This window comes from Stenotrophomonas sp. YJH_SMC_54 (genome assembly GCF_059368435.1).
Genome location: NZ_JCAFRS010000007.1, coordinates 142,079 through 162,837 on the forward strand (window position 1 = coordinate 142,079; position 20,759 = coordinate 162,837).

At 67.9% G+C, this 20,759-nt stretch carries 17 protein-coding genes; 3 read left to right on the forward strand and 14 right to left on the reverse strand.

The window, feature by feature from the left end; translation table 11 throughout:
• Nucleotides 1-51 precede the first annotated feature (51 nt).
• From AC5P5S_RS10460 to AC5P5S_RS10470, 3 genes are all read right to left on the reverse strand, one after another.
• Nucleotides 52-366: an I78 family peptidase inhibitor gene (locus tag AC5P5S_RS10460; RefSeq protein WP_012478704.1), complete on the reverse strand. Its 315-nt coding sequence runs from the start codon at nucleotides 364-366 to the stop codon at nucleotides 52-54.
• 66 nt (nucleotides 367-432) lie between these two features.
• The gene (locus AC5P5S_RS10465) at nucleotides 433-1,455 is read right to left on the reverse strand and encodes a ribonuclease H-like domain-containing protein (RefSeq protein ID WP_231336674.1); all 1,023 of its coding nucleotides are present in this window, start codon (nucleotides 1,453-1,455) and stop codon (nucleotides 433-435) included.
• On the reverse strand, nucleotides 1,452-3,941 hold the full coding sequence (locus AC5P5S_RS10470; RefSeq protein ID WP_231336675.1) for a DEAD/DEAH box helicase: 2,490 nt from the start codon (nucleotides 3,939-3,941) through the stop codon (nucleotides 1,452-1,454). Before AC5P5S_RS10470 ends, AC5P5S_RS10465 begins: the two co-directional genes overlap by 4 nt.
• Before the next feature lie 211 nt (nucleotides 3,942-4,152).
• On the opposite strand from AC5P5S_RS10470, the gene AC5P5S_RS10475 reads away from it, so the two are divergent.
• A complete protein-coding gene (locus tag AC5P5S_RS10475) occupies nucleotides 4,153-4,671 on the forward strand; it encodes a hypothetical protein (RefSeq protein WP_044569323.1) in 519 nt (172 codons plus the stop codon).
• A gap of 40 nt (nucleotides 4,672-4,711) precedes the next feature.
• Nucleotides 4,712-5,386, forward strand: coding sequence for a hypothetical protein (locus tag AC5P5S_RS10480; RefSeq protein WP_012478708.1), 675 nt, complete (start codon nucleotides 4,712-4,714; stop codon nucleotides 5,384-5,386).
• Between the two features lie 59 nt (nucleotides 5,387-5,445).
• On the opposite strand, the gene AC5P5S_RS10485 is transcribed toward AC5P5S_RS10480, so the two are convergent.
• Genes AC5P5S_RS10485 through AC5P5S_RS10525 form a run of 9 tightly spaced genes read right to left on the reverse strand, consistent with a single transcriptional unit; the run spans nucleotide 5,446 to nucleotide 17,794 of the window.
• Nucleotides 5,446-7,254 carry a hypothetical protein gene (locus AC5P5S_RS10485; protein ID WP_201863849.1) on the reverse strand — a complete coding sequence of 603 codons (1,809 nt, stop codon included), beginning with the start codon at nucleotides 7,252-7,254 and terminating at the stop codon, nucleotides 5,446-5,448.
• Nucleotides 7,251-9,416, reverse strand: coding sequence for a DUF4175 domain-containing protein (locus AC5P5S_RS10490; protein ID WP_231336676.1), 2,166 nt, complete (start codon nucleotides 9,414-9,416; stop codon nucleotides 7,251-7,253). The genes AC5P5S_RS10485 and AC5P5S_RS10490 overlap by 4 nt, the downstream gene beginning before the upstream one ends.
• A complete protein-coding gene (locus tag AC5P5S_RS10495; protein WP_099529935.1) occupies nucleotides 9,413-10,534 on the reverse strand; it encodes a BatA domain-containing protein in 1,122 nt (373 codons plus the stop codon). Before AC5P5S_RS10495 ends, AC5P5S_RS10490 begins: the two co-directional genes overlap by 4 nt.
• Nucleotides 10,531-11,427: a DUF58 domain-containing protein gene (locus AC5P5S_RS10500; protein ID WP_049395464.1), complete on the reverse strand. Its 897-nt coding sequence runs from the start codon at nucleotides 11,425-11,427 to the stop codon at nucleotides 10,531-10,533. The genes AC5P5S_RS10495 and AC5P5S_RS10500 overlap by 4 nt, the downstream gene beginning before the upstream one ends.
• Before the next feature lie 7 nt (nucleotides 11,428-11,434).
• Nucleotides 11,435-12,418, reverse strand: coding sequence for an AAA family ATPase (locus AC5P5S_RS10505; RefSeq protein WP_005407527.1), 984 nt, complete (start codon nucleotides 12,416-12,418; stop codon nucleotides 11,435-11,437).
• Nucleotides 12,419-12,434: 16 nt separating this feature from the next.
• Complete coding sequence (locus AC5P5S_RS10510) at nucleotides 12,435-13,142, reverse strand: DUF4159 domain-containing protein (RefSeq protein WP_005411842.1); 708 nt, start codon at nucleotides 13,140-13,142, stop codon at nucleotides 12,435-12,437.
• The gene (locus tag AC5P5S_RS10515) at nucleotides 13,142-14,476 is read right to left on the reverse strand and encodes a TldD/PmbA family protein (protein WP_005407529.1); all 1,335 of its coding nucleotides are present in this window, start codon (nucleotides 14,474-14,476) and stop codon (nucleotides 13,142-13,144) included. The genes AC5P5S_RS10510 and AC5P5S_RS10515 overlap by 1 nt, the downstream gene beginning before the upstream one ends.
• Before the next feature lie 21 nt (nucleotides 14,477-14,497).
• Nucleotides 14,498-16,132 (reverse strand): TldD/PmbA family protein, encoded by a 1,635-nt coding sequence (locus AC5P5S_RS10520; protein ID WP_005407530.1) that lies wholly within the window; start codon nucleotides 16,130-16,132, stop codon nucleotides 14,498-14,500.
• A 30-nt stretch (nucleotides 16,133-16,162) separates the two neighbouring features.
• A complete protein-coding gene (locus AC5P5S_RS10525; RefSeq protein ID WP_231336677.1) occupies nucleotides 16,163-17,794 on the reverse strand; it encodes a TldD/PmbA family protein in 1,632 nt (543 codons plus the stop codon).
• Between the two features lie 689 nt (nucleotides 17,795-18,483).
• Between AC5P5S_RS10525 and AC5P5S_RS10530 the strand changes: the two genes are divergently transcribed.
• The gene (locus tag AC5P5S_RS10530) at nucleotides 18,484-19,098 is read left to right on the forward strand and encodes a DUF938 domain-containing protein (RefSeq protein ID WP_043034904.1); all 615 of its coding nucleotides are present in this window, start codon (nucleotides 18,484-18,486) and stop codon (nucleotides 19,096-19,098) included.
• Here the strand turns inward: AC5P5S_RS10530 and AC5P5S_RS10535 are convergent, their stop codons facing one another.
• Together AC5P5S_RS10535 and AC5P5S_RS10540 are read right to left on the reverse strand one after the other, a co-directional pair.
• Nucleotides 19,099-20,421, reverse strand: coding sequence for a type II toxin-antitoxin system HipA family toxin (locus AC5P5S_RS10535; RefSeq protein WP_231336678.1), 1,323 nt, complete (start codon nucleotides 20,419-20,421; stop codon nucleotides 19,099-19,101).
• A gap of 3 nt (nucleotides 20,422-20,424) precedes the next feature.
• Nucleotides 20,425-20,682: a helix-turn-helix domain-containing protein gene (locus tag AC5P5S_RS10540; protein ID WP_005407534.1), complete on the reverse strand. Its 258-nt coding sequence runs from the start codon at nucleotides 20,680-20,682 to the stop codon at nucleotides 20,425-20,427.
• Nucleotides 20,683-20,759 lie beyond the last annotated feature (77 nt).

Here is a 20,759-nt window from a genome sequence, read left to right on the forward strand (position 1 = left end):
GCTGGCCGGCAATGGGGGGTGCCGGCCAGCGCCGGCACTACCCTGGGAACATCAACCGCAGCTGGCGCGCTCGATGCGGTTCTGCGCATCCACCTGCACGGTCACGCGGTCCTGGCGGAAGTCCATGGTCACCGCCATGCCTGGCTTGACCACCCGTGCATTGCGCGCACCGCTGTCAGCCACCAGTTTCTTGATCGTGGCTTCGTCGGCGGTCCTGCCGGTGAAGGCGTCCAGCGCCTCCGGTTTGCATTCGTGCGCGGCATCGGCCACGGGCGCTGGCGCGGGATCATGGGAGGTGCTGCTGCCGGCATGACTGCAGGCGGCCAAGGGCAGGATGGCGAGCAGGACCAGGGGATTGAGGCGCATCGTCGGGCTCCAGGCGTGGATGGTGGCGGCAGTGTCGCCGCTGCCACCGTCAGGCCGCGTCAAGGCCTATTGCCCGACCAGCGCCAGCGTCTCGCGCTCGCGCTGCTCCTCGTGCACCAATCGTTGCAGCAGCAGGGCCAGCGTCACCACATCCTGATGGTTGTGGTCGGCCACCCGGCGCAGGTTCACCGCGTCGCCGCCGCGCAGGAAGCGCAGCCATGCGCCCGGCGCTTCCGAGCCGGGCAGGTCGTCCTCGCGCACTACGCGCAGCAGCTGGCGCTCGATGGTGGACAGCCTGCAGTTCTCCCAGGTGCCGCGATAGCGGCGACGGGTGGGGTAGAGCAGGTCCACATGGTCCAGCGCGGTGATCGGATCGCGTTGGCGCGCCAGCCGGTAGCGCGCCTTCAGCAGCGGCGCATCGTAGCTGCGGCCGTTGTAGCTGCAGAACACGGTGGAGGGCTGCAGCCAGCTGGCGAAGGTGGCCAGCATCGCGTCCTCGGCGGCCATGGTCGACATCAACAATTGGCGGATGCGCAGGCCTTCGCCACGTTGCGGGCACACGTGCCAGTCGGCCGCGCCGATCATGAAGGCACGCGTGCCGGTGCCACCGGCCAGGCCGGTGGTCTCGGTATCGAAGAACAGCAGGTCGCGCGCAGCTACATGCTGGTCCTCGCGCTTGGCGAAGGCCAATGACAGCGGGGCGGTCGGGATTGGTTGCGGCTGCAGCGATTCGATCAGGAACAGGCCCGGCGCGATTTCCTCGCCGGGCAGCTGACGATCCTGCGCGCTGGCGCGTGCCGGCGCGGCTCCACCGCGCGAACGCAGGCCGAGCAGGCGATGCAGACCGCCCACTTCCGGCCGACGCAGCGCTGCGGGTGCCGGTGTGGAGACCGCAGCGCCGGTCGGCTTGTGGCGGATCTCCTGTTCGACCCAGGCGAACACCGACCGCTCGGCCGGTGGTTGCCGTGCATCGTTCGCGGCCACGGGTGCCGGTGGCGCAGGGGGCACGTCCGGCGCGGCCGGTGTGCTCGCCTTCGGGTCGCCGGCCTGCTGGCGCAGCAGGCGCAGCTTGTCCAGGCTCACGCTCACGGTGCCAGCAGCTCCATCGGGTCGCGCGTGGTCACCACCACGTCGGGCACGTGCTGGCAGGCGTCGGCATCGAACAGGTCGAGCACGCGCAGCGCCAGCGCACGCGGCGAAGTCTCATCGTCTTCCTGCGCGGCCAGCACCGGGCCCACGCAGGCCGGGCAGCCGGCCCTGCAGTCGCAGCGCTGCACCAGTTCGCGCGCGCGCTGCACCAGTTCGGCCTGGCGCTGCCACAGCGGTTCGCTGAGGCCGACGCCGCCGGGGAAGTTGTCGTACAGGTACACGGTGGGCACGAACTCCTGCAGCAGCTCCACCCCACCGGGATCGCCCTCGCTGCCGCGCAGCTGGCCGCGGCCGCGCTGGTCGGCGATCGCGAACCAGGAACCATCGCCGTTGCCCACCGACTTCTGCAGGTCGCGCGCATCGGCCATCACCGCCACGGTGGCGACGATGTGCAGTGCATAGGCGGCGCCGAGGAAGCCATCCAGCGCATCCTGCTTGCTGGCGAACGCGCGCAGCAGCAGCGCCTGCGGCAGCTGCCACCACACCGCAGTGGTGTGCAGATCCTGGTCGGGCAGGTTCACGGGCCCGTAGCCGATGTTCTCGTGGGTGTAATAGCGGATCTTCTTGTAGCCGGCCACGCGGCGCACCACGTGCACTTCGCCATGATGCGAATCGCCACGGCCGGCCACGCCGCCATCGAAACGGTCCAGCACCTTGAGCTTGGTGAAGTCGATGCTGTCGGTGTAGTAGTCCACGTGGGTGCGGGTGACGTAGGCCTTGCGGCCGTCCCAGTCCAGCGTCTCCACCTGGTACGGCGTGGACTGCACCATGTGGATGGCGCCCTCGTACAGGGTGAGCGCGGCGGCGGAATAATCGACCTCGGCGATGATCTGCTGGCGGCCATCGCTGCGGTCGACCACCACGAAGTTGCCGTCGGCCACCGCACGCAGGCTGACCGCGTTGGCCGGATAGCTGTCGGCGATCCATTCCCAGCGCTCGCCTTCGCGGTGGATCACTTCTGTCTCTGCCAGCGCTTCCAGGAACACCTCCGGATCGATCGGGCCGAAGCCATCGCCGACCCGGAACGGCAGCTCGAAGGCCGCGCAGCGGATATGGTCGAACAGGATCAGCGGCTGGTCCGGCGCGATGCGCGCGTGCTCGGGCGAGGCCTCGGCGAAGAAGTCCGGGTGGCGAACCACATACTGGTCCAGCGGCTGCGAGCTGGCCACCATCACTCCCAGTGCGGGTTGCTGGCGGCGGCCGGCGCGGCCGAAGCGCTGCCAGGTGGCGGCCACGCTGCCGGGGTAGCCGTTGAGGATGACCACGTCCAGGCTGCCGATATCCACGCCCAGTTCCAGTGCCGACGTGCTGACGATGCCGTCGATGTTGCCGGCACGCATCGCGCGCTCGGTCTCGCGCCGCTCGGTGGGCAGGTAGCCACCGCGGTAGGCGCGGATGCGCGGCGGTTTGCGCGGGTCGTGGTCGAAGATGTCCTTCAGGTACTTGGTCAGCACTTCCACCATCAAACGTGTCTGCGCGAACACCAGGGTCTTCAGCCCGGACTTGATCGCGATGCGCGCGATGCGGTTGCTCTGTGAGCGCGCCGAGGCGCGCAGGCCCAGGTCCGGATTGATCACCGGCGGGTTCCACAGCAGCACCTGTTTCGGCCCGCTGGGCGCACCGGATTCAGTGATGGCAGTCACCGGGGCCTCGATCAGCGCCTCGGCATGCGCCTGTGGGTTGCCGATGGTGGCCGAGCACAGGATGAACTGCGGTTGCACGCCGTAGAACGCGCAGATGCGCTTGAGCCGGCGCAGCACGTTGGTGACGTGGCTGCCGAACACGCCGCGGTAGGTGTGTACCTCGTCGATGACGACGTAGCGCAGGTTCTCGAAGAACTGCGCCCACTTGGTGTGATGCGGCAGGATGGCCTGGTGCAGCATGTCCGGGTTGGACACCACGATGTCGCCATGCAGGCGGATGGCCTGTCGTGCATCGCCGGGCGTGTCGCCATCGAAGGTGAAGGCCTTTACGCCCAGATCGCCGGCGCGGTTGAGTTCCAGCAGCTCGGCCACCTGGTCCTGGGCCAGTGCCTTGGTCGGGAACAGGTACAGCGCCTTGGCCTTGTCCTGCATTGCCGCGCTGACCACCGGCAGGGTGTAGCACAGCGACTTGCCGCTGGCGGTGGGGGTGACGATGGCCACGTGCTCGCCGCGCTGGCTGGCCTCCCAGGCTTCGGCTTGGTGGCTGTAGAGCTGTTCGATGCCACGCGCCTTCAGCGCAGCGGCCAGGGCAGGCGGAACTGAATCGGGAATGGGCGCATAGCGGCCTTCGCGGCCGGGAATGGCAAAGCTGCCGGTGATGCGGTCCTGGTAGCGGCGCTGCAGGCGCGCGCTGAGCAGGGCGCCGTCGCGGGCGGGCAGGCCGTCGCGCGTGGCGAGCTTCTGCTCGGCATCGGCGGTGCGCTTGGCGAGTTCGTAGGCCATGGAAGATGGAGCCGGGACGGATTGCGAGGGGTCACATGGCACCACACTCACGTCTCAGGATGTGAGACACCGCACACGGAGGGCGTGAACCGTTCAGTGCCCGCGTCCCGTAGCGTCGCCGCATCTCCCCTGGCTGAACAGCTGCCAGTGCAGCAACGAAATCTGAAGCCGGCATCCGTATCCTTGGGCGCTGGACGCAACCAACAGGTGGATGGCTGTGGCACGACGTGGAACGCAGGGAGCCCTCTTGGCCGGCATGCTGCTGGCCGGCATCGCGCAGGCGCAGCAGGCCGCGCCGGTGGCGGTGCCCGATCCGGCGCCCGTTCCCCCGGTGGATGCTTCGGCGGCAACCACCGCACCGATCTCCACCGCTCTGCCGCAGGACAACGTCACCACCCTCGGCGAAGTGCGTGCGCTCAAGCCGGAAGACGAGCCGCTGGATCTCTACCGCTTCAAGAACCCGGTGAAGTTCGGCGACAACCGCTTCAGCCGTGACTGGAGCGAACCGCCATCGCCGGAGCAGGTGAGCATGGGCGGCGGCTACATCATGATGGGCGTGGTCAAGGGTGTGATGGCGGCCGCCAAGGGCGTGAACAAGCTCACGGGTGGACCTTCGCAGATCCAGGCCGCCGTGGCGCGGCCGCCGCCGGAACTCAGTGCGGAACAGCAGCGGCGCGCGCTGCGGTTCTCCCAGGAGCAGAATGCTGGCGACGCGCCGCCGGTGAAGTAGCCCGGTATATCCTGCCGGCTTCCCCATCGGTGCCATCGCCATGTCCCTGCGTTCGTTCTGCCTGCTGGCCGCGTTGCTGCCAGCCTCCGCCTTCGCTTCCGGCATCGCCGATGACGGCGCCTGCCGCAATGGCGCGTTCCCGTCCGAACAGAGCCGGTTCGCACTGGCGCGGGTGGTCGATGCACCGCGCCTGTACCTGCTTGGCGACATGGACGGCTGCCCGGCCAAGGGCGAACCGGCCTGCCGACAGCGCAGCTATGTGGTCAACGGCGATACGGTGGTGACCGGGCGCGACCTGGGCGCTTATCGCTGCGCGTTCTTCCCGAACAGGGTGGGTGGCAGTGCCGGCTGGGTGGACCGCAGCAAGCTGCAGCCATTGCCGGTGGCCGTGCCGTCGCTGCAGGACTGGGCGGGCAACTGGAAGGACGGCGACAACGGCCTGCGCATCACCGTGCAGGGTGGGCAACTGCATGTGGAGGGGGACGCCTACTGGCCCTCCGCCAACCCCACGCCGGAGCAGCGTCCCTACGGACCGAACATGGGCCAGGTGGAAGCGCGCGCCGCGCCGCGCGGTGCCGACGTCGAGTTCGTCGAGGACACCTGCAAGGTACGCGTGCATTCGCTGGGCGAGGTGCTGATCGTGGCCGACAACAGCGAATGCGGTGGCATGAACGTGCGCTTCAATGGCGTGTACCGGCGCGCGGGCTCGCGTTGAAGAACGCCTGACGGAGGGGGTCAGAGCCCTTTCGCGGGCGAAAGGGATCCGACCCCGGGTCAGCGCCGCCGTTCCAGCCACCACAGCAGCGATGCGCACAACACGAACGCCAGCCACCACGGCCAGCGTGAGCCCGGCACGGGCTGCATCACCGACGCGTTCGCCGACGTGCTGGAGGCCAACGCCTGCGTGGTCGCATCGATCATCGCCTGCCGATGCAGTGCAGCGGCGTCCTTTGGGTCGAACACATAGCGCCAGACGATGCTGTCGCCATGCTGCAGGCGCTGCCAGCCTGCCTCACGGGGCCACCAGCCGGCGCAGCGCAGCGCCGACGTTGCACCATCGGCGATCAGCGCCACGCTGTCGCCACGCAGGTTGAAGGCCTGCAGCGGCGCCTGCACGCCGCACAGCGCCTGCCGTTCGCCTGCCCAGCTGATGGGCTGTGGTGACCACAGCGCATCACCGCTGCCCTGCGCGCGTGCCAGCGTGGCAACCACGTCGCTCCACAGTTCGCCGTGGCGGTCATCGCGGCCTGCCAGCACCCAGCGCCAGCTGTCGGTCAGCGGCAGCAGGCCGATGCGGCCCTTGCCGACCGCGCGCCAGCCGCCGACGGCCTGACCGCCCCGATCGTGCAGCAGCGCGTTGCTGCCCGGCGCCTGCAACGCCAGTGCTTCCAGCGAAGACAGCGCGGCACTGTGCGAGCTGCGGTCGGCCTCTTCGCCGTAGCCGGTCGGCAATGTGCCAGCGGCGAGCGGGCCACGGCGTGCGGCGAGGACCGCGCTTTCGCCATCGCCGGGAAGTTCGAGGGGGTGGCTGCTGCCATCACCCTGCACTGGCAGGCCCAGATCGCGAAGGCGTTGCCGCGCGCTGGCCGAAGGTGCGCCCGCACTGCGCACCAGCACGCCCAGTCCATCGCGCAGCGCCTGGCGCACGGCGGCCAGCTGGCCAGCACTCAATGCCGCCAGGCTGCGCTCGTCCAGCAGCAACAGATCGCTGCGCGTGAGCGATGCTGCATCGATCGACACCGCGCCATCGCCGATGCTGAGTCCGGCCCCGGTATCCGCCTGCACCTGCACACGGATGCCTGCATCGGCTGCCCAGCGCCGCAGGTACTTCAGCTCTGGACCCGGCGCGCCGGCGCGCACCAGCAGGCGCAGCGGTGCGGACGGCAGGGTCTGCTGCGGCACCGGTACGCTGTCCACCACATGGCCGTCGGCATCGAGCAGGCGCAGCTGGAACACGCTGCGGCCTTCGGCGCGGGCGACACCACTCAGCTGCACGCGGCCGTCGTCGGCAACCTCCGTGCGATCGACCACGCTGTCGGCCGGGTCGAGCAGTTCGGCCTTCGCCTTGGCCGCGCCACGCGCCTGCGCCAGCACGTCGAAGCGGGCACCGGGTGCGACATCGGCCGGCGGCTGCAGCGCGATCCAGCCGCGCGGCTCCGGTGCAGCCTGCCAACGCACATCCGGCGGCAGCACCGCGTCGCGGTCACGTGCGACCAGGCCCGCACCGACCAGCGTCAGCGTGGCGGCCGGATGCTGGCGCAGCGCGGTGGCCAGGTCGGGTACGCGCTGTGCGCCGGGCACATCGGCAGCTTCCGGCAACAGCAACAGCGGGCCTTCGCTGGCCGGGAGTGAGTCGGCCTTGCCCGCATCGACGCCAAGTACGACCAGCCCGCCTGCGGGCTGCTGGCGGGTGGGGGGCGCCAGGCAGAAATACAGCAGCGTGGCGACAACGATCTGCAGTGCGATCACGACCCACCGGCGGCCGGGGTGCGCAGTGTCCGCACGCAGCTGGCGCACGCTGGCGATGACCACGATCAGGGCGAGTGCCGGTGCAATCCACAGGTTCACAGCGGAGGCGTTCATGGCTGCGCCTCCAGCGCGTCGAGGTAGCGCTGGCCCATCGCATCGGCGGCACTGCGCCGCATCGTCTGTGGCAGAGGACGCTGCAGCGCCCGCCACAACTGTGCGCGCAGGCGCTGGCGGCAGTCGCCGCAGTCGGGCTCGATGCGCAGCTGCTCGATGGCCGCAGCCAGATCGAGTGCATCGGGCAGGTAGGCGGCGTTGCGCTGCTGCCAGGCCGCCAGCGCATCGAGATCCGGTGCGCCGTTGTCATCACCGAGGCGTTGCCAGGCTTCAACGATGGCCGGGTCCGGCGGGGTTCGCGCGGCCAACGGCAGTTCACGACTGGCCAGTCCGGCGCGATCACCGCCCAGCCGGCGGCTTTCATCGATGGGTGGCAGCTCCGGCCCGACCCGGGCCAGGTAGATGCGCTCGGCCTGCTGCACCTGCTTGATGAAGCCCAGCGCCTTGTAGGCAAATGGCAGCGCCTGCTCCGGGCGGCCCTGGCGCAGCTCGCCTTCGGCCGACCACATCTGATCCAGCGCGGCCTTCAACGTGGCGCGGGTCTGCGGATCGAGCAGGGTGGTCGCCTCGGCGTGGTCATGGGTGTGCCCGTATTCGGAAAGCACGTCGGTCTCGCTGCCGAACACCGGCGGGATATCTGCGTTGGCTGTACTGCCATGATCGTGGCCATGGTCGTCTTGCGCACCGGCCTGCGCGCCATGGTCGTGCTCGTGATCGTCGTCGTGGCCGTCTGCGGTCGGCGCATCGCTGGTGGGCAGGTCGCTGGTCGGCGGCGGCTTCGGCGCACCTTCGCTTTCCTCGCCCAGGAACTGGCCGTAGCGCAGGCGCAGGATGCGCTGGTCGACACCGATCGCATCGCTGCGCTTCACGAAGTCCTCGGCGGCCAGGCTGCGTCGCTGCCGGATCAGCGCTTCGGCATCGATGATGATCTGCCGCTGGCTGCGGAAATACGCAGGCAGGGTCTTCTTGATGCGGCCCTCGAGCTCTGCACCGAGCGCGACTTCGGCGCTGGGCAGGCGCAGGATCACGCTGCTGCTGCGCCCGGTCTGCGGCGTGGGTGCATGATTGTCGCGTACTTCCAGCTGGGCGATCACATCGTTGCCAGGCTGCGCGCCCAGCGCAGCCAGATCAGGGGTGTGGGCGAAACGCCGCGCGGTGGCTTCGCCGCTGCCGGCAAGCGTGACGCTGCGCTTTACGAAGGTGATGTTCTCACCGCTGCCCTGGGTAGTGGTGATCGACAGCGTTGCCTGCGCCGCGACACCGTAATCGTCGCTGGCCTCGAAGCGCAGTGCCCACTGCCGTTGCCCCGGCGTGCCCAGCACCAGGCTGGCCGTGGGCTCCAGTACGCGCACGCTGGGTGCACGGTCGGCCACCACATCCAGCCGATGCAGGCGGGTCTCTGCCAGCGCCGGTTCGCTCACCACGCGGTACAGCAGCGGCATACGTGCCACATCCTGCGCCTGCCACTGTCCTTCGCGCTCGCTCAGTGGCAAGCGGCGACCATCGTGGAACTGCAGCCACGCCTTGTCCGGGGCGCGGTCGAAGCGCAGGGACCAGGACAGCCGGCTGTCGGCGGCAACCTTCGCATCCAGCGCATTCTGGGTGAGCGTGGCCTGGCCGGTATAGGCCGGCGCGTCGATGCGCAGGCGGGTGGACTGCAGGCGCAGCGGGCCCGCAGCAGCAGCGCTGCCAGGCACCGGCGTGCGGACAGGCACGGAGCCGGGGCCGGAACGTGGCCAGCCGAATGCCAGCACAACAATGGCCAGGCCTGCGATCCAGCACAGCGCCAATGCCCCACGCGGCCAGCGTGGACGCAGCTCCGGCATCGCGCGTTCCAGCATGGCCAGCACATGCGTGCGCTGGCGCTGCTGCAGCGGATTGAGCGTGGCGGCATCGGCGAACAGCAGATCGGCACTGTCCTCGCTGGCACCGCTGCCATCGAGCTGGCGCTGCAGCCACTGCCGGTCCAGCTGGCGGACATGCGCAGTGGCGAAGGCCGCACACGCGAGCAGACTGACCGTGCCGACGACGCAGGCGGTATCGAAGCCTGCCAGACGCAGGGCCAGCACCGTGGCGGCCAGCGCCCATGGCAGGCCCAACAGCAGGGTGATGAGCGCACGGCGGCGGCGTGCGCGTTGCCAGGCGTGCTGCAGGGTGTTCATGCGGCCACCCTGCGCCGGGCGCTGCTGGCCATCCAGCGTTCCAGCGCGAACAGCAGCACGACGGCCAGCAACAGCCAAGGCGTGGGCTCACGCAGCGGTGGTGTTGCAGCAGGCAATGCGGCCCGCTGCGGTGCCTGGTCACGTGCATCGCCCAGGCGCGGGGCCGTAGGCGGCTGCAGCGCCAGCAGCAGGGCACGTGGCAGGCGCGGATCGCGCAGCGCAGGGTTGCTGGCGGCATTCCAGCCACCCGGCAGCGCCAGCAGATAGCCGTGGCCGATGCGTTGCTGCCACAGCAGCGGTGCGCCCTCGGCATCGCGCAGCAGGATGCGGGCGCTGGCAGCAGGCTTGCCGGCAGTCATGACACGACCGCCGCCGCGCAGCCACGCCTGCCAGTTCGCCGGCAGTGCATCGCTGCGGCTCCACACGCCGATCTCGCCGCGCTCCGGCAGGGCATCCGCCGGCAGCGGAGCAAGCGGTGCCTGCACGCCCCACGCGCGCTGCAGTGCGTTCAACCAGCGCTGGGCAGTGGCCGAAGCATCGCTGTGCACGCGCAGGCGCGGCGACGTCGCGGCACTCGGTTGCGCAGTGACCGGCATCGGCTGCGTGTGCCACTGCACGTCGCGCGACAGCTGCAGGCGGGCACCATCCAGGCCGGGCAGGGGATCGGGAACGTGCACGGTCAATGCGGTGCCGACGGGCAGCTGCGCGTCCAGTTCGCGCAGCAGGCTGGGTAGGGAGGCGGTGGCTGCAGGGGGTGCCTGATCAATGGCGGGGAAGCCGGGTGCCAGCCAGTGCCAGTTGCCATCCTCGGCCGTTCCATGCAGGGTCGTAGCATCCAGTCCCGGCGCTACCACGGTCCATGCAGCGGGAGGCGCCGTCGGGCCAGTCAACACAGGTCGTGCCAGCAGCAGGGCCAGTGCGGCCAGCAACAGCAGGCGCACCAGCAGCAACGGCCAGTCATCGAAGCGGATGCGCTGGCGTGGCCGTATCTGCGCGCGCAGCCAGCGCAGCGCGGCGAAATCCAGTGGCGTGTACGGATGGCGGCGGGCCAGGTGGATCAGCAGCGGCAGCAACCCTGCGGCGAGCGCGGCCAGGCCGAGCGGGAACAGCAGGGTCATGCATCGCCCCCACGGCCAAACAGCGCCTGCAGCGCCTGGTCCAGCGGCTGGTCCAGCCAGCCGGTGGCACTGGCAATCCCGTTGGCCTGCAGGCGCGCATGCAATGCGCTGCGTGCGTCGGCGAAGCGCTGCAGGTAGTCAGCGCGGATCGCCGCGCCATCGCCCAGCAGTTCCTCGCCGGTCTCCGGGTCGCGGAAGCGGTGGCCGACGTCGAATGGGAAGTCGCGCTCGTCGGCGGTGAGGATCTGCAGCAGTGCCACTTCGCGGCGCGCGCTGGCCAGTTGTTCCAGCAGCACGATGCCGGCGTCGTCGAAGCCATCACCGATTGCCAGCAGCAGGTCGCCCGGGCGCACGCGCTCCCACAGCGGCCGAAGGCGATCGGCCGCAGGCCAGGCGCCGCGCGCCTGCAGGGCGTGCAGTTGCAGATGCACGCGATCACGCTGGCGCGCGCCGTTCGCCGCGGGGACCAGCTGCAGGCCATCGCCATTGATTGCCAGCAGGCCGAAACGGTCACCCTGCTGCAAGGCCAGCTCAATCACGCACGCGGCCACGCCGCGCATATGGTCCAGACGCGAGTGCTGCGGTGCCGCGCGATCCGCCTGGCCGGCCGAGGCGGTGGCATCGAGCAGCAGCCAGACCGTGATCGGGCTTTCGCGTTCGGACTCGCGCACGAAGAAGCGGTCCGAGCGTGCATACAGCTTCCAGTCGATCTGGCGGAGTTCGTCACCCGGTTCGTAGGCACGGTACTGGGCGAATTCGAGGCCGGCACCGCGGCTGCGGCTGGCGTGCTGGCCGATGCCACTGGCACCGCTGGCCAGGCGCGGCCGCAACCGCAGCAGGCGCAGGCGCGCACGCAGTTCCGGCGGCAGGGTCAACGGCGTACCTGCGTTCACGCGTGGCTCAACCCGGGAAGGGCACGGCCTGCAGCAGCGCGGCGACCACGTCGTCGGCACGCTTCTGCTCGGCCTCGGCGGCGAACGACAGCAGCAGGCGATGGCGCATCACCGGCGCGGCCAGCGCCTGCACGTCCTCGCGGGTGGCGGCGAAACGGCCCTGCAGCAGTGCGCGTGCCTTCGCTGCCAGCACCAGCGACTGGCCGGCACGCGGGCCGGCGCCCCACTTCACCCATTGGTTGATCGCCGCCGGAGCACCGTCGCCGGGCCGGCTGGCGCGCACCAGGCGGGTGATCCAGGCGAGCACATCCGGGCTGACATGCACCTGGCGCACCGCGGCCTGCAGCGCGATCACCGCGTCGGCATCCATCACCTTCGGCACCGCGTCGGTGGCACCGCCGGTGGTCTGTTCCAGGATCTGCCGCTCCTCGTCTTCGCTGGGGTAATCCACCAGCACGTGCAGCAGGAAGCGGTCCAGCTGCGCTTCCGGCAGCGGGTAGGTTCCGGCCTGCTCGATCGGGTTCTGCGTGGCCAGCACGAAGAACGGCGCGGGCAGCGCGTAGGTGGTACCAGCGTAGCTGACCGTGCGTTCCTGCATCGCTTCCAGCAGTGCGGCCTGGGTCTTGGGTGGGGTGCGGTTGAGTTCGTCAGCCAGCAGCAGGTGGGTGAAGATCGGGCCCTGCTGGAAGCGGAAGTGGCGATGGCCGGTGCCGTGGTCTTCCTCCAGCAGCTCGGTACCGAGGATGTCGCTGGGCATCAGGTCGGGGGTGAACTGCACGCGCCGGAACTGCAGCTCCAGTGCTTGGCCGAGCGAGCGCACCAGCAGGGTCTTGCCGAGCCCGGGCGCGCCTTCCAGCAGGCAGTGGCCACCGGCCAGCAGGCCGATCAGCAGCTGCTCGACCACGGTGTTCTGGCCCACCACGGCGCGTGCGAGCGCGGCGCGCAGCTCATCCAGGCGCGGCAGCAGGGAATCGAGGTCGGGGGAGGTCATGGGCGTGCAGGTCCTATCAGTTGTTCAACGCGTACATCACGATGTTGACGCCGAAGCGGGTGTTGTCTTCGGCCAGGAAGCGCTTGTTGCGCCAGTCGTAGTCCCACTCGCAGCCGTAGTCCTTGTTGCTGTACAGCAGGCCCAGGCGGCCGTCGACCTCGATGCCCTTCAGGTAGTCGTGCACCAGGTCGTCGCCCCAGCCGTTGAGTTCGAAGCTGGTGGCAGGCGGGCCATCCGGGAAGCGGAAGAAACTGCGGTACAGCGGGTGGCTGTTGGGCAGCTTCTGCAATGCCCTGGGCCCGAACAGGCGACCCATCTGCGCCTCGAACGAGGTAGCGAACAGGCCGTCGATATCGTGGTTGCAGTCGTCGACGAAGACGAAGCCGCCATTGCGCACGTAGCGCACGAAGTTCTGCCGCTCGGCGGCGTTGAACTCCACCAGCGTGTGCCCGGCCAGGTAGCAGAACGGCGCTTCCAGCATGCGTGGGTCGGCCAGCGCCACCACGTGTTCCTGCGGGTCGACGCGCAGCGAGGTGTAGTCGATCAGCGAGGTGATCAGGTTGGACGGCATGCGCGCGTCCACGTCCCAGTCACCGGAGTCGTACTGAAGGCGGGTGAACCAGAAGTCGTAGCGCGAACTGCGCGGGCCTGCCTGTGCCCAGGCTGGCAGCGCCGCCGCCGAAGCGGCAGCGGCCAACCAGCGCAGGCAGGCCCGGCGATCCATCAGACCGCGTCGGACAGCGAAGTGAAGGTGAAATCGCGCAGCTTCATCGGCGGGATCATCATCACGTAGCTGGATTCATCACCGGCCACGCGCACCGGCTTGCCCAGCTCTTCGATGTTGTTGAGCATGATCACCGGCGATTCGTTGAAGCGGAAGTTCTTCACCGGATGCTTGATCTGGCCGTTCTCGATGTAGAAGGTGCCGTCGCGGGTCAGGCCGGTCAGCAGCACGGTCTGCGGATCGACCATGCGGATGTACCAGGTGCGGGTGACCAGGATGCCCTTCTGGGTGCCGCGAACCAGTTCGGCGGTGCTCTTGTCGCCACCGCTCATCAGCAGGTTGCCCGGCGACGCCTTGGCGGTCTTGCCCTGCTTCTGCGCCCAGAAGCGCGAGTAGTCCAGGTTGGCGATCCTGCCGTTCTCGATGATGGCCATGCGCTCGCGGGGCAGGCCCTCGTTGTCCCAGGGCAGCACCGGTGCGTCCGGATGCCAGGGGTCGGCGATCATGGTCACGCGCGGGTCGTAGACCTGCTCGCCCAGCTTGTTGCCGCCGCCCTTCTTGGACAGGAAGCTGCGGCCTTCATCGGCCGAGCGTGCGCTGAAGAAATTCATCATGAAGCTGATCAGGCCGGCCGCCGCAGCCGGCTCCAGGATCACCGTGTACTTGCCCGGCTCCAGCGCTTTGGCTTCGGCCGATTCGGTGGCCTTGCGCATGGCGATGCGGATGTCCTGGTCCGCCTTGAAGTCAGCCGCATCCTTCAGGTTGCGGCCGACCCAGCCCGAACCACGGCCATCCTCGGTGCGCACGGTGCAGGTGTAATTGAAGTTGGTGGTGCGCTGGTAGGCGAAGTTGCCGTTGCTGTTGGCGGTGGCCTGGAAGCCCTGGCCGTCTTCGAGGAAGCCGGCGGCGATCAGGCCATGGCCACGGCACGGCGCGATTGAATCTGCGGCAACCTTGGCACGGAAAGCCGGATCGATCGCGGCAGTGGATTCGCTGAAGGTGGGGCTGGCGCGGTAGGTCTGCTTGCCGATGGCCGGCATGAACTCCGGGTTTTCCGGGGCCAGGCGGGCCAGGTCTTCGGCACGGCGCACCACGCGTTCCAGCGCGGCATCGTCGAACTCGTTGATCGAGGCCGTGCCGACGCGCTTGCCGAAGGCAACGGTGACCGCCAGTTCGGTGTTGTCGACGATGCCGCTGGTGGAGACATTGTTCAGTGCGAAACGGATGTTGCCGTCGATCGCGCCGGCCAGCACGGCGGTGCATTCGTCGGCCTTGGACAGGGCGATGACCTTGTCGAGGATGGCCTTGGCCTGGGCTTCGGTGAAGATACTCATGGTGTAAGGGCTCCTGACCGATCAGCCGAGGCTGCGTGCGGTGTTGATGACGTTGATGCCGTTGAAGCGCGCGGTGGACGAACCGTGCGAGACCGCCGAGACCTGGCCCGGCTGGCCCTTGCCGTCGAAGAACGAACCGCCCAGGCGGTAGTCACGCTCGTCGGCCACGGCGGTGCAGGCGTTCCAGAACTCCGGCGTGCGGATCTGGTAGGCCACGTCTTCCAGCATGCGGGTGATCTGGCCGTTCTTGATCTCGTAGAACAGCTGGCCGCCGAACTGCGCGTTGTAGCGCTGCTGGTCGATCGAGAACGAACCATCACCGATGATGTAGATGCCGTTCTCCACGTCCTTGATCAGGTCCGGCACGCTCAATGGCTTCTTGCCCGGTGCCATCGACACGTTGGCCATGCGCTGGAACTGCACGCTGGACCACGAGTCGGCATAGCAGCAGCCGTCGGACTCGGTCTTGCCGAGGATGTGGGCCTGGTCGCGGATGGTCTGGTAGTCCACCAGCTTGCCGTTGCTGATCAGGTCCCAGCGCTTGCACTTCACGCCTTCATCGTCGTACGCCACCGCGCCGAGGCTGCCCGGCTGGGTCTTGTCGGCGAAGATGTTGACCAGTTCGCTGCCGTACTGGAAATGCTGTTCGCGCTTGTCCAGGGTGGCGAAGCTGGTGCCGGCGTAGTTGGCCTCGTAGCCAAGCACGCGGTCCAGCTCCAGCGGATGGCCGATCGACTCGTGGATGGTCAGCCAGGTGTGCGACGGGTCGAGCACCAGGTCGTACTTGCCCGGCTTCACCGACGGTGCCTTCAGCTTTTCCTGCGCCTGCCTGGCAGCGGCGATGGCGTCTTCCTTCATGTCGTAGGAAGAACTGTAGTTGACCACGCCATTGGGGCCGACCACCTTGCCCGCGGCGGCGCCATCCAGGTACTCGTATCCCAGGCCCATCGGCGAGGACAGGCCCGAACGGGTGCGGAACTTGCCGCTGGACTTGTCGATGGCGGTGACCGTCATCGGCGCCCAGATACGGTGCACGTCCTGGTCGATGTAGGAGCCGTCGGTGGAGGCGAAGTACTTCTGCTCGTTGACCAGGAACAGCATCGAGTTGACGAAGCTGGCACCGGCGCCCATTGCGGCGGCGTTGACGTCCAGCAGCAGGCCGACCTTGTCCTTGATCGGCACCTCCATCGCATTCTTGCGGATCGGCGTGCGCCAGCTCACCTCACCGACGCCCGGCGCCTTGGCCAGCTGCACCGGCGCGGTCTGCACGCCGGCATTGGCCTTGGCGATCGCCGCCGCCTGCTGCGCGGCCTTGGCCACATCGGCCGTACCCAGCGCATTGGTGGCGGCAAAGCCCCAGGCGCCGTTGACGATCACGCGGATGCCCACGCCGGTGGACTCGGTGTTCACCACGTTCTGCACCTTGTCCTCGCGGGTGATCACGAACTGGCGCAGGTAGCGGCCGATGCGCACGTCGCAGTAGGTGGCGCCGGCCTGGCGGGCGGCGGCCAGCGCCGCATCGGCCAGGCGCTTCTTCAGCCCCAGGTCCAGCGAGCTCTGCAGCTGTTCGGCGGCGATCACCTTGCCGAAGAAGGAGGGCACGATCAGCCCGCCCGCGGTAAGCCCGGTCAGGGCCAGGAAGTCACGTCTTTGCAAGGCTGCTCTCCATGTCGAAGGATGGGTGGCTCAAGCGCCGAGACTGCGCGCGGTGTTGATGATGTTGATGCCGTTGAAGCGGGTGGTGGACGAACCGTGCGAGACCGCCGAGACCTGGCCGGGCTGGCCCTTGCCGTCGAAGAACGAACCGCCCAGGCGGAAGTCGCGTTCATCGCAGATGGCGGTGCAGGCATTCCAGAATTCCGGCGTTCGGATCTGGTAGGCCGCATCCTCGACCATGCCGGCGATCTTTCCGTCCTTGATCTGGTAGTACAGCTGGCCGCCGAACTGCGCGTTGTAGCGCTGCTGGTCGATCGAATACGAACCGCGGCCGTGGATCCAGATGCCGTTCTCCACGTCCTTGATCATGTCCTCGACGCTGAGCGGCTGCTTGCCCGGTGCCAGTGAGACATTGGCCATGCGCTGGAACTGCACGCTGGACCAGGAATCGGCATAGCTGCAGCCATGCGATGCATCGCGGCCGAGGATATGGGCCTCGTCGCGGGTGGCCTGGTAGTCAACCAGGATGCCGTCGCGCACCAGGTCCCAACGCTGCGTCTTCACCCCTTCATCGTCGTAGCCGACGGCGCCGAGGCTGCCCGGCTGGGTCTTGTCGGCGAAGAAGGTGACGATGTCGCTGCCCCAGCGGAAACCCGCATCGCGCTTGTCCAGGGTGGCGAAGCTGGTGCCGGCGTAGTTGGCTTCGTAGCCGAGCACGCGGTCCAGCTCCAGCGGGTGGCCGACGTTCTCGTGGATGGTCAGGAACAGGTTGGACGGGTCCAGCACCAGGTCGTACTTGCCGGGCTTTACCGACGGCGCCTTCAGCTTCTCGCGCGCGTGGCGGGCGGCCGCGATGGCGTCCTCGACCGGGTCGTAGGAATCGCGGTAGGCGGTGATGCCGCCGGGCAGCTGCACCTTGCCACTCGCATCGCCATCGAGGAACTCGTAGCCCATGCCCATCGGCGAGGACAGGCCAGCGCGGGTGCGGAACTTGCCGCTGGCCTTGTCGATGGCGGTGGCGGTGAACGGCAGCCAGATGCGGTGGATGTCCTGGTCGATGAACGAGCCGTCGCTGGAGGCGAAGTACTTCTGTTCGTTGACCAGGAACAGGGTGGAATTGATGTAGTCGGCACCCGCATTCAGCGCGGCGGCGTTGAGCGCCAGAAGCAGTTCGACCTTGTCCTGGATCGGCACCGCCATTGCGTTCCTGCGGACGGGCGTCTGCCAGCGCACCTCACCGACCGAGGGTGTCGGCGCCAGCTGCACTGGCCGGGTCTGGATGCTGGCGTTGGCACGGGCGATCGCCGCCGCCTGCTCGACTGCGGCGCGTACGGCGGCCTCGGTCTGCTGATGGGTCGCGGCGAAGCCCCAGGCGCCGTTGACGATCACGCGCACGCCCACGCCGGACGACTCGCGGTTGGTCACATTGCCGACCTGGTGTTCGCGGGTGATGACCGACTGGTTGAGATAGCGGCCGATGCGGACATCGCAGTAGCTGGCCTTGGCGGTGCGTGCGGCGGCCAGCGCCACGTCCGCCAGGCGCCTGCGCTGGGCGGTATCGACCGGGGCGAGCAGCTGCTCGACGGCGATGGCACGGGAATGCGGCAGCAGCAGGCCCGCCAGGCCCAGACCGGAAAAAGCCAGGAACTCACGTCGTTGCACAGCGTTTCTCTCTCTCGCTTGCGTGCGGTTGGCAATGGGCCGGACCGATCACGTCAACTCCTCGACTTTCGCCAGCGCGGGGCGTGGGGACAAGTGACTGCAGTCATGGTTGGGAGGGTTTCGGCAGGGCTGCGCCCTGCACCTGCTCAGAGCCGGAGCAACAGCCACAGCAACAGCGGGCTTGCTGAGGGATGGCGGGGCGATGTGGGTGGGCAGGACACGCCGTAAACCCGTCCCTGGGGGCTCGATGGCGCCATCCATGGCGCCAACGGTCCTGCCCACCCACACCGCCCCACCTCTGACAGCTGGCCGGTGGCTGTTGGTGGGTGCCGACCGTTGGTCGGCACATCTGTCAGATATCGAATGAAATTCGGGGTCAGATCCGTTTTCCTGCGGAAAACGGATCTGACCCCAAGAGTGTTTCCGACAGATCGCGGCCAACTGTCGAAGGCGGGGTGGGTCCGGTTGAGGGGGCGTGAGCCGCATGGATGCGGCGACCGAGCTTACATGGACGTACTTGCAGCGTCCCCCTCAATCGAACCCACCCCGCCATCCCACGGAAAGCCCGCTTTTGAATTTGACGTGGCTGTTGCCGTTGCTGTGGCTTGAAGCAGGTGCAGGGCTGCAAGCCCTGCCGAGCAACACCCCCTCGTGCACAATGGGGTCGACCCCGCCTGGACCCCGTCCTGATGTCGAGCAAGCCGTATTCAGAAGCCTGCGAGCGCAACCGCGAACCTATCGCCACCGCACTCGACCCGTGGATGGGCGACCGCCATCGGGTGCTGGAGATCGGCAGTGGCACCGGCCAGCATGCGGCCTTCTTCGCCGAGCGCTGGCCGTGGCTGCGTTGGCAGCCCAGCGATCACCCGGACCATCTGCCCGGCATCGAGGCCTGGCGCGCCGAGGCGGCGCTGCTGAACCTGCTGCCGCCGGCGGCGCTGCAGGTGGAACTGCCACCGGCGCCCGGGCTCAGCCTGCCACAGGGCAGCACGTTCGATGCGGCGTTCACTGCCAATACCCTGCACATCATGGGCTGGGAGCACGTGCAGGCGTTGTTTGCCGCGCTGCCGCCGCTGCTGCGCCACGGTGCGCTGCTGGCGGTCTACGGCCCGTTCAACTACGGCGGCCGCTACACCAGCGACAGCAACGCGCAGTTCGATGCGTGGCTGAAGGCACGTGACCCGCGCAGCGGCATACGCGATGTGGAAGCCGTGCAGGCGCTGGCCGAGGACAACGGCTTCACCCGCCTGCGCGACGTGGCGATGCCGGCCAACAACCGCCTGCTGCTGTGGCGGTTGGGGTGATCAGGCCTCGGGGGCCATGCTGGAAAGGCGTGCTGCCGCAGCACGAAGTCCGTCGAAAATCGGTTCGGACACGGTTGAGGGGAAATCATCCGGGAGCTGACGGGTGACCTGCTGGATGGCGGGTTCGACGGCCGCGATCAATGTCTTGATCCATGGTTCTGCACCATCGGCAACGCCGCAGGCGCGCGCGGTTTCATTCCAGTGCCGCCGTCGCACAAGGTGCAGTTTCCGGTGGCGGTTCTTGCCATGTACGGCCATGGCGAGCTGTGCGTTTCGTGGATCGAGTTGATTGGGTCCCCTGCCGAGGATGGGATATACCGACAGCACGTCGTAGACGGGCGTCAGGCGGAAGCGTCCACCGGCTTCCAGGTGAACACTGAAATTCTTGGCATGGCCGTCGGTTGCGGCCAGCATCCAGAAAAGAATCTGCGTCTTGAAGAAGATCGCGCGATCCTCGGGGTGTTCGGACTGTCGAAGCAGATCCATGATCGGAACGATACCGGGGCCGCCATCGGATTCATACTTTCTGGCAGCCGGCAGACCAAAGACCTGACACATGTCTTCCTGTGGCAGTCGCAGCCACCACCGGCGGTCGGCAGACAGGCGACGGTCAAACCGCTCGACAATGAGAGCACGTTGGTCGTTGAAGCGGCCCATCTGCGTCTCGGCCACGGGGATATCAAAGGCGGAAAGCAGATGCATGCACAGCCATTCATTCTCCACGGACTGATGCATGTCTGCCCGCATGTTGCCAACAATGCCAAGCGGCAGCTTGAAGATGTGAGTGGATGGTGTGTTGCCGGTAGGAATGCACCATTTGCCAGCATGCAGCAGAAGACCGGTCTTTTCCTGCGCACCGGCGATGGAAATGCGGAATGCATCATCACGGCTGGGTGCGCCAGGCAGGTTCCCTGTCGTCACCTGACGCAGGATCGTAGCGACACCTGCTTCGTCCAACACCTCGCACGTGATCTGCTGGATGTCTTCGGGTGGATGCGCTGGCGGCAACAGCTGCACTGCGCCGACACAATCCCGTCCAATGGCTTCAAGAAGATCGAACGTATCGCTGCCGCGCGTGGCGAACCGGTCGCGGATCCGGTTGCGTATGGCGACGTTATCGGGAAGAAGGTTATCGAAGTAGTCGTTGACGACGTTGCCCCGATGGCTCTCGCCATCTGGGAGCAGGGGTAGAGAGAGCGACAACGGTCGGGACTGGGGCGAGCTGATCCACTGGCTGACATACGACAACCGGGATGACCCGTTCCGGACATCATCCCAAAGTGCGACTTCCACACCATTCATCCAGACCTGCAGCGTACCCATGGCTCACCACTCCAATGACGACGTGTTCTCCTGGGGACTTCGTTGCTGGAGGCTGACCTCCAGACCCAGCACCGCCCAGATCCGCATCAGGCGTTCAAAACTTGCCGATGCAGGGTCGCGTTCCAGCGCGCCCACTGCCTGGCGGCTGATCCCGAGTCGCTCCGCCAGCTGAGCCTGGCTCAGGCCCGCCTGGCGCCGGAAAGCACGCATCAGGGGCGCAAGTTGTTGGGCTGTCCTCACTGTGTGCAGCGGCCTGTCCATACCGGCAGTCCTCAAGGAAAGATGACCGTACGCCAACGCGTACGCAAAGGATAGGTTGCTTTACGACAAGCAACCTA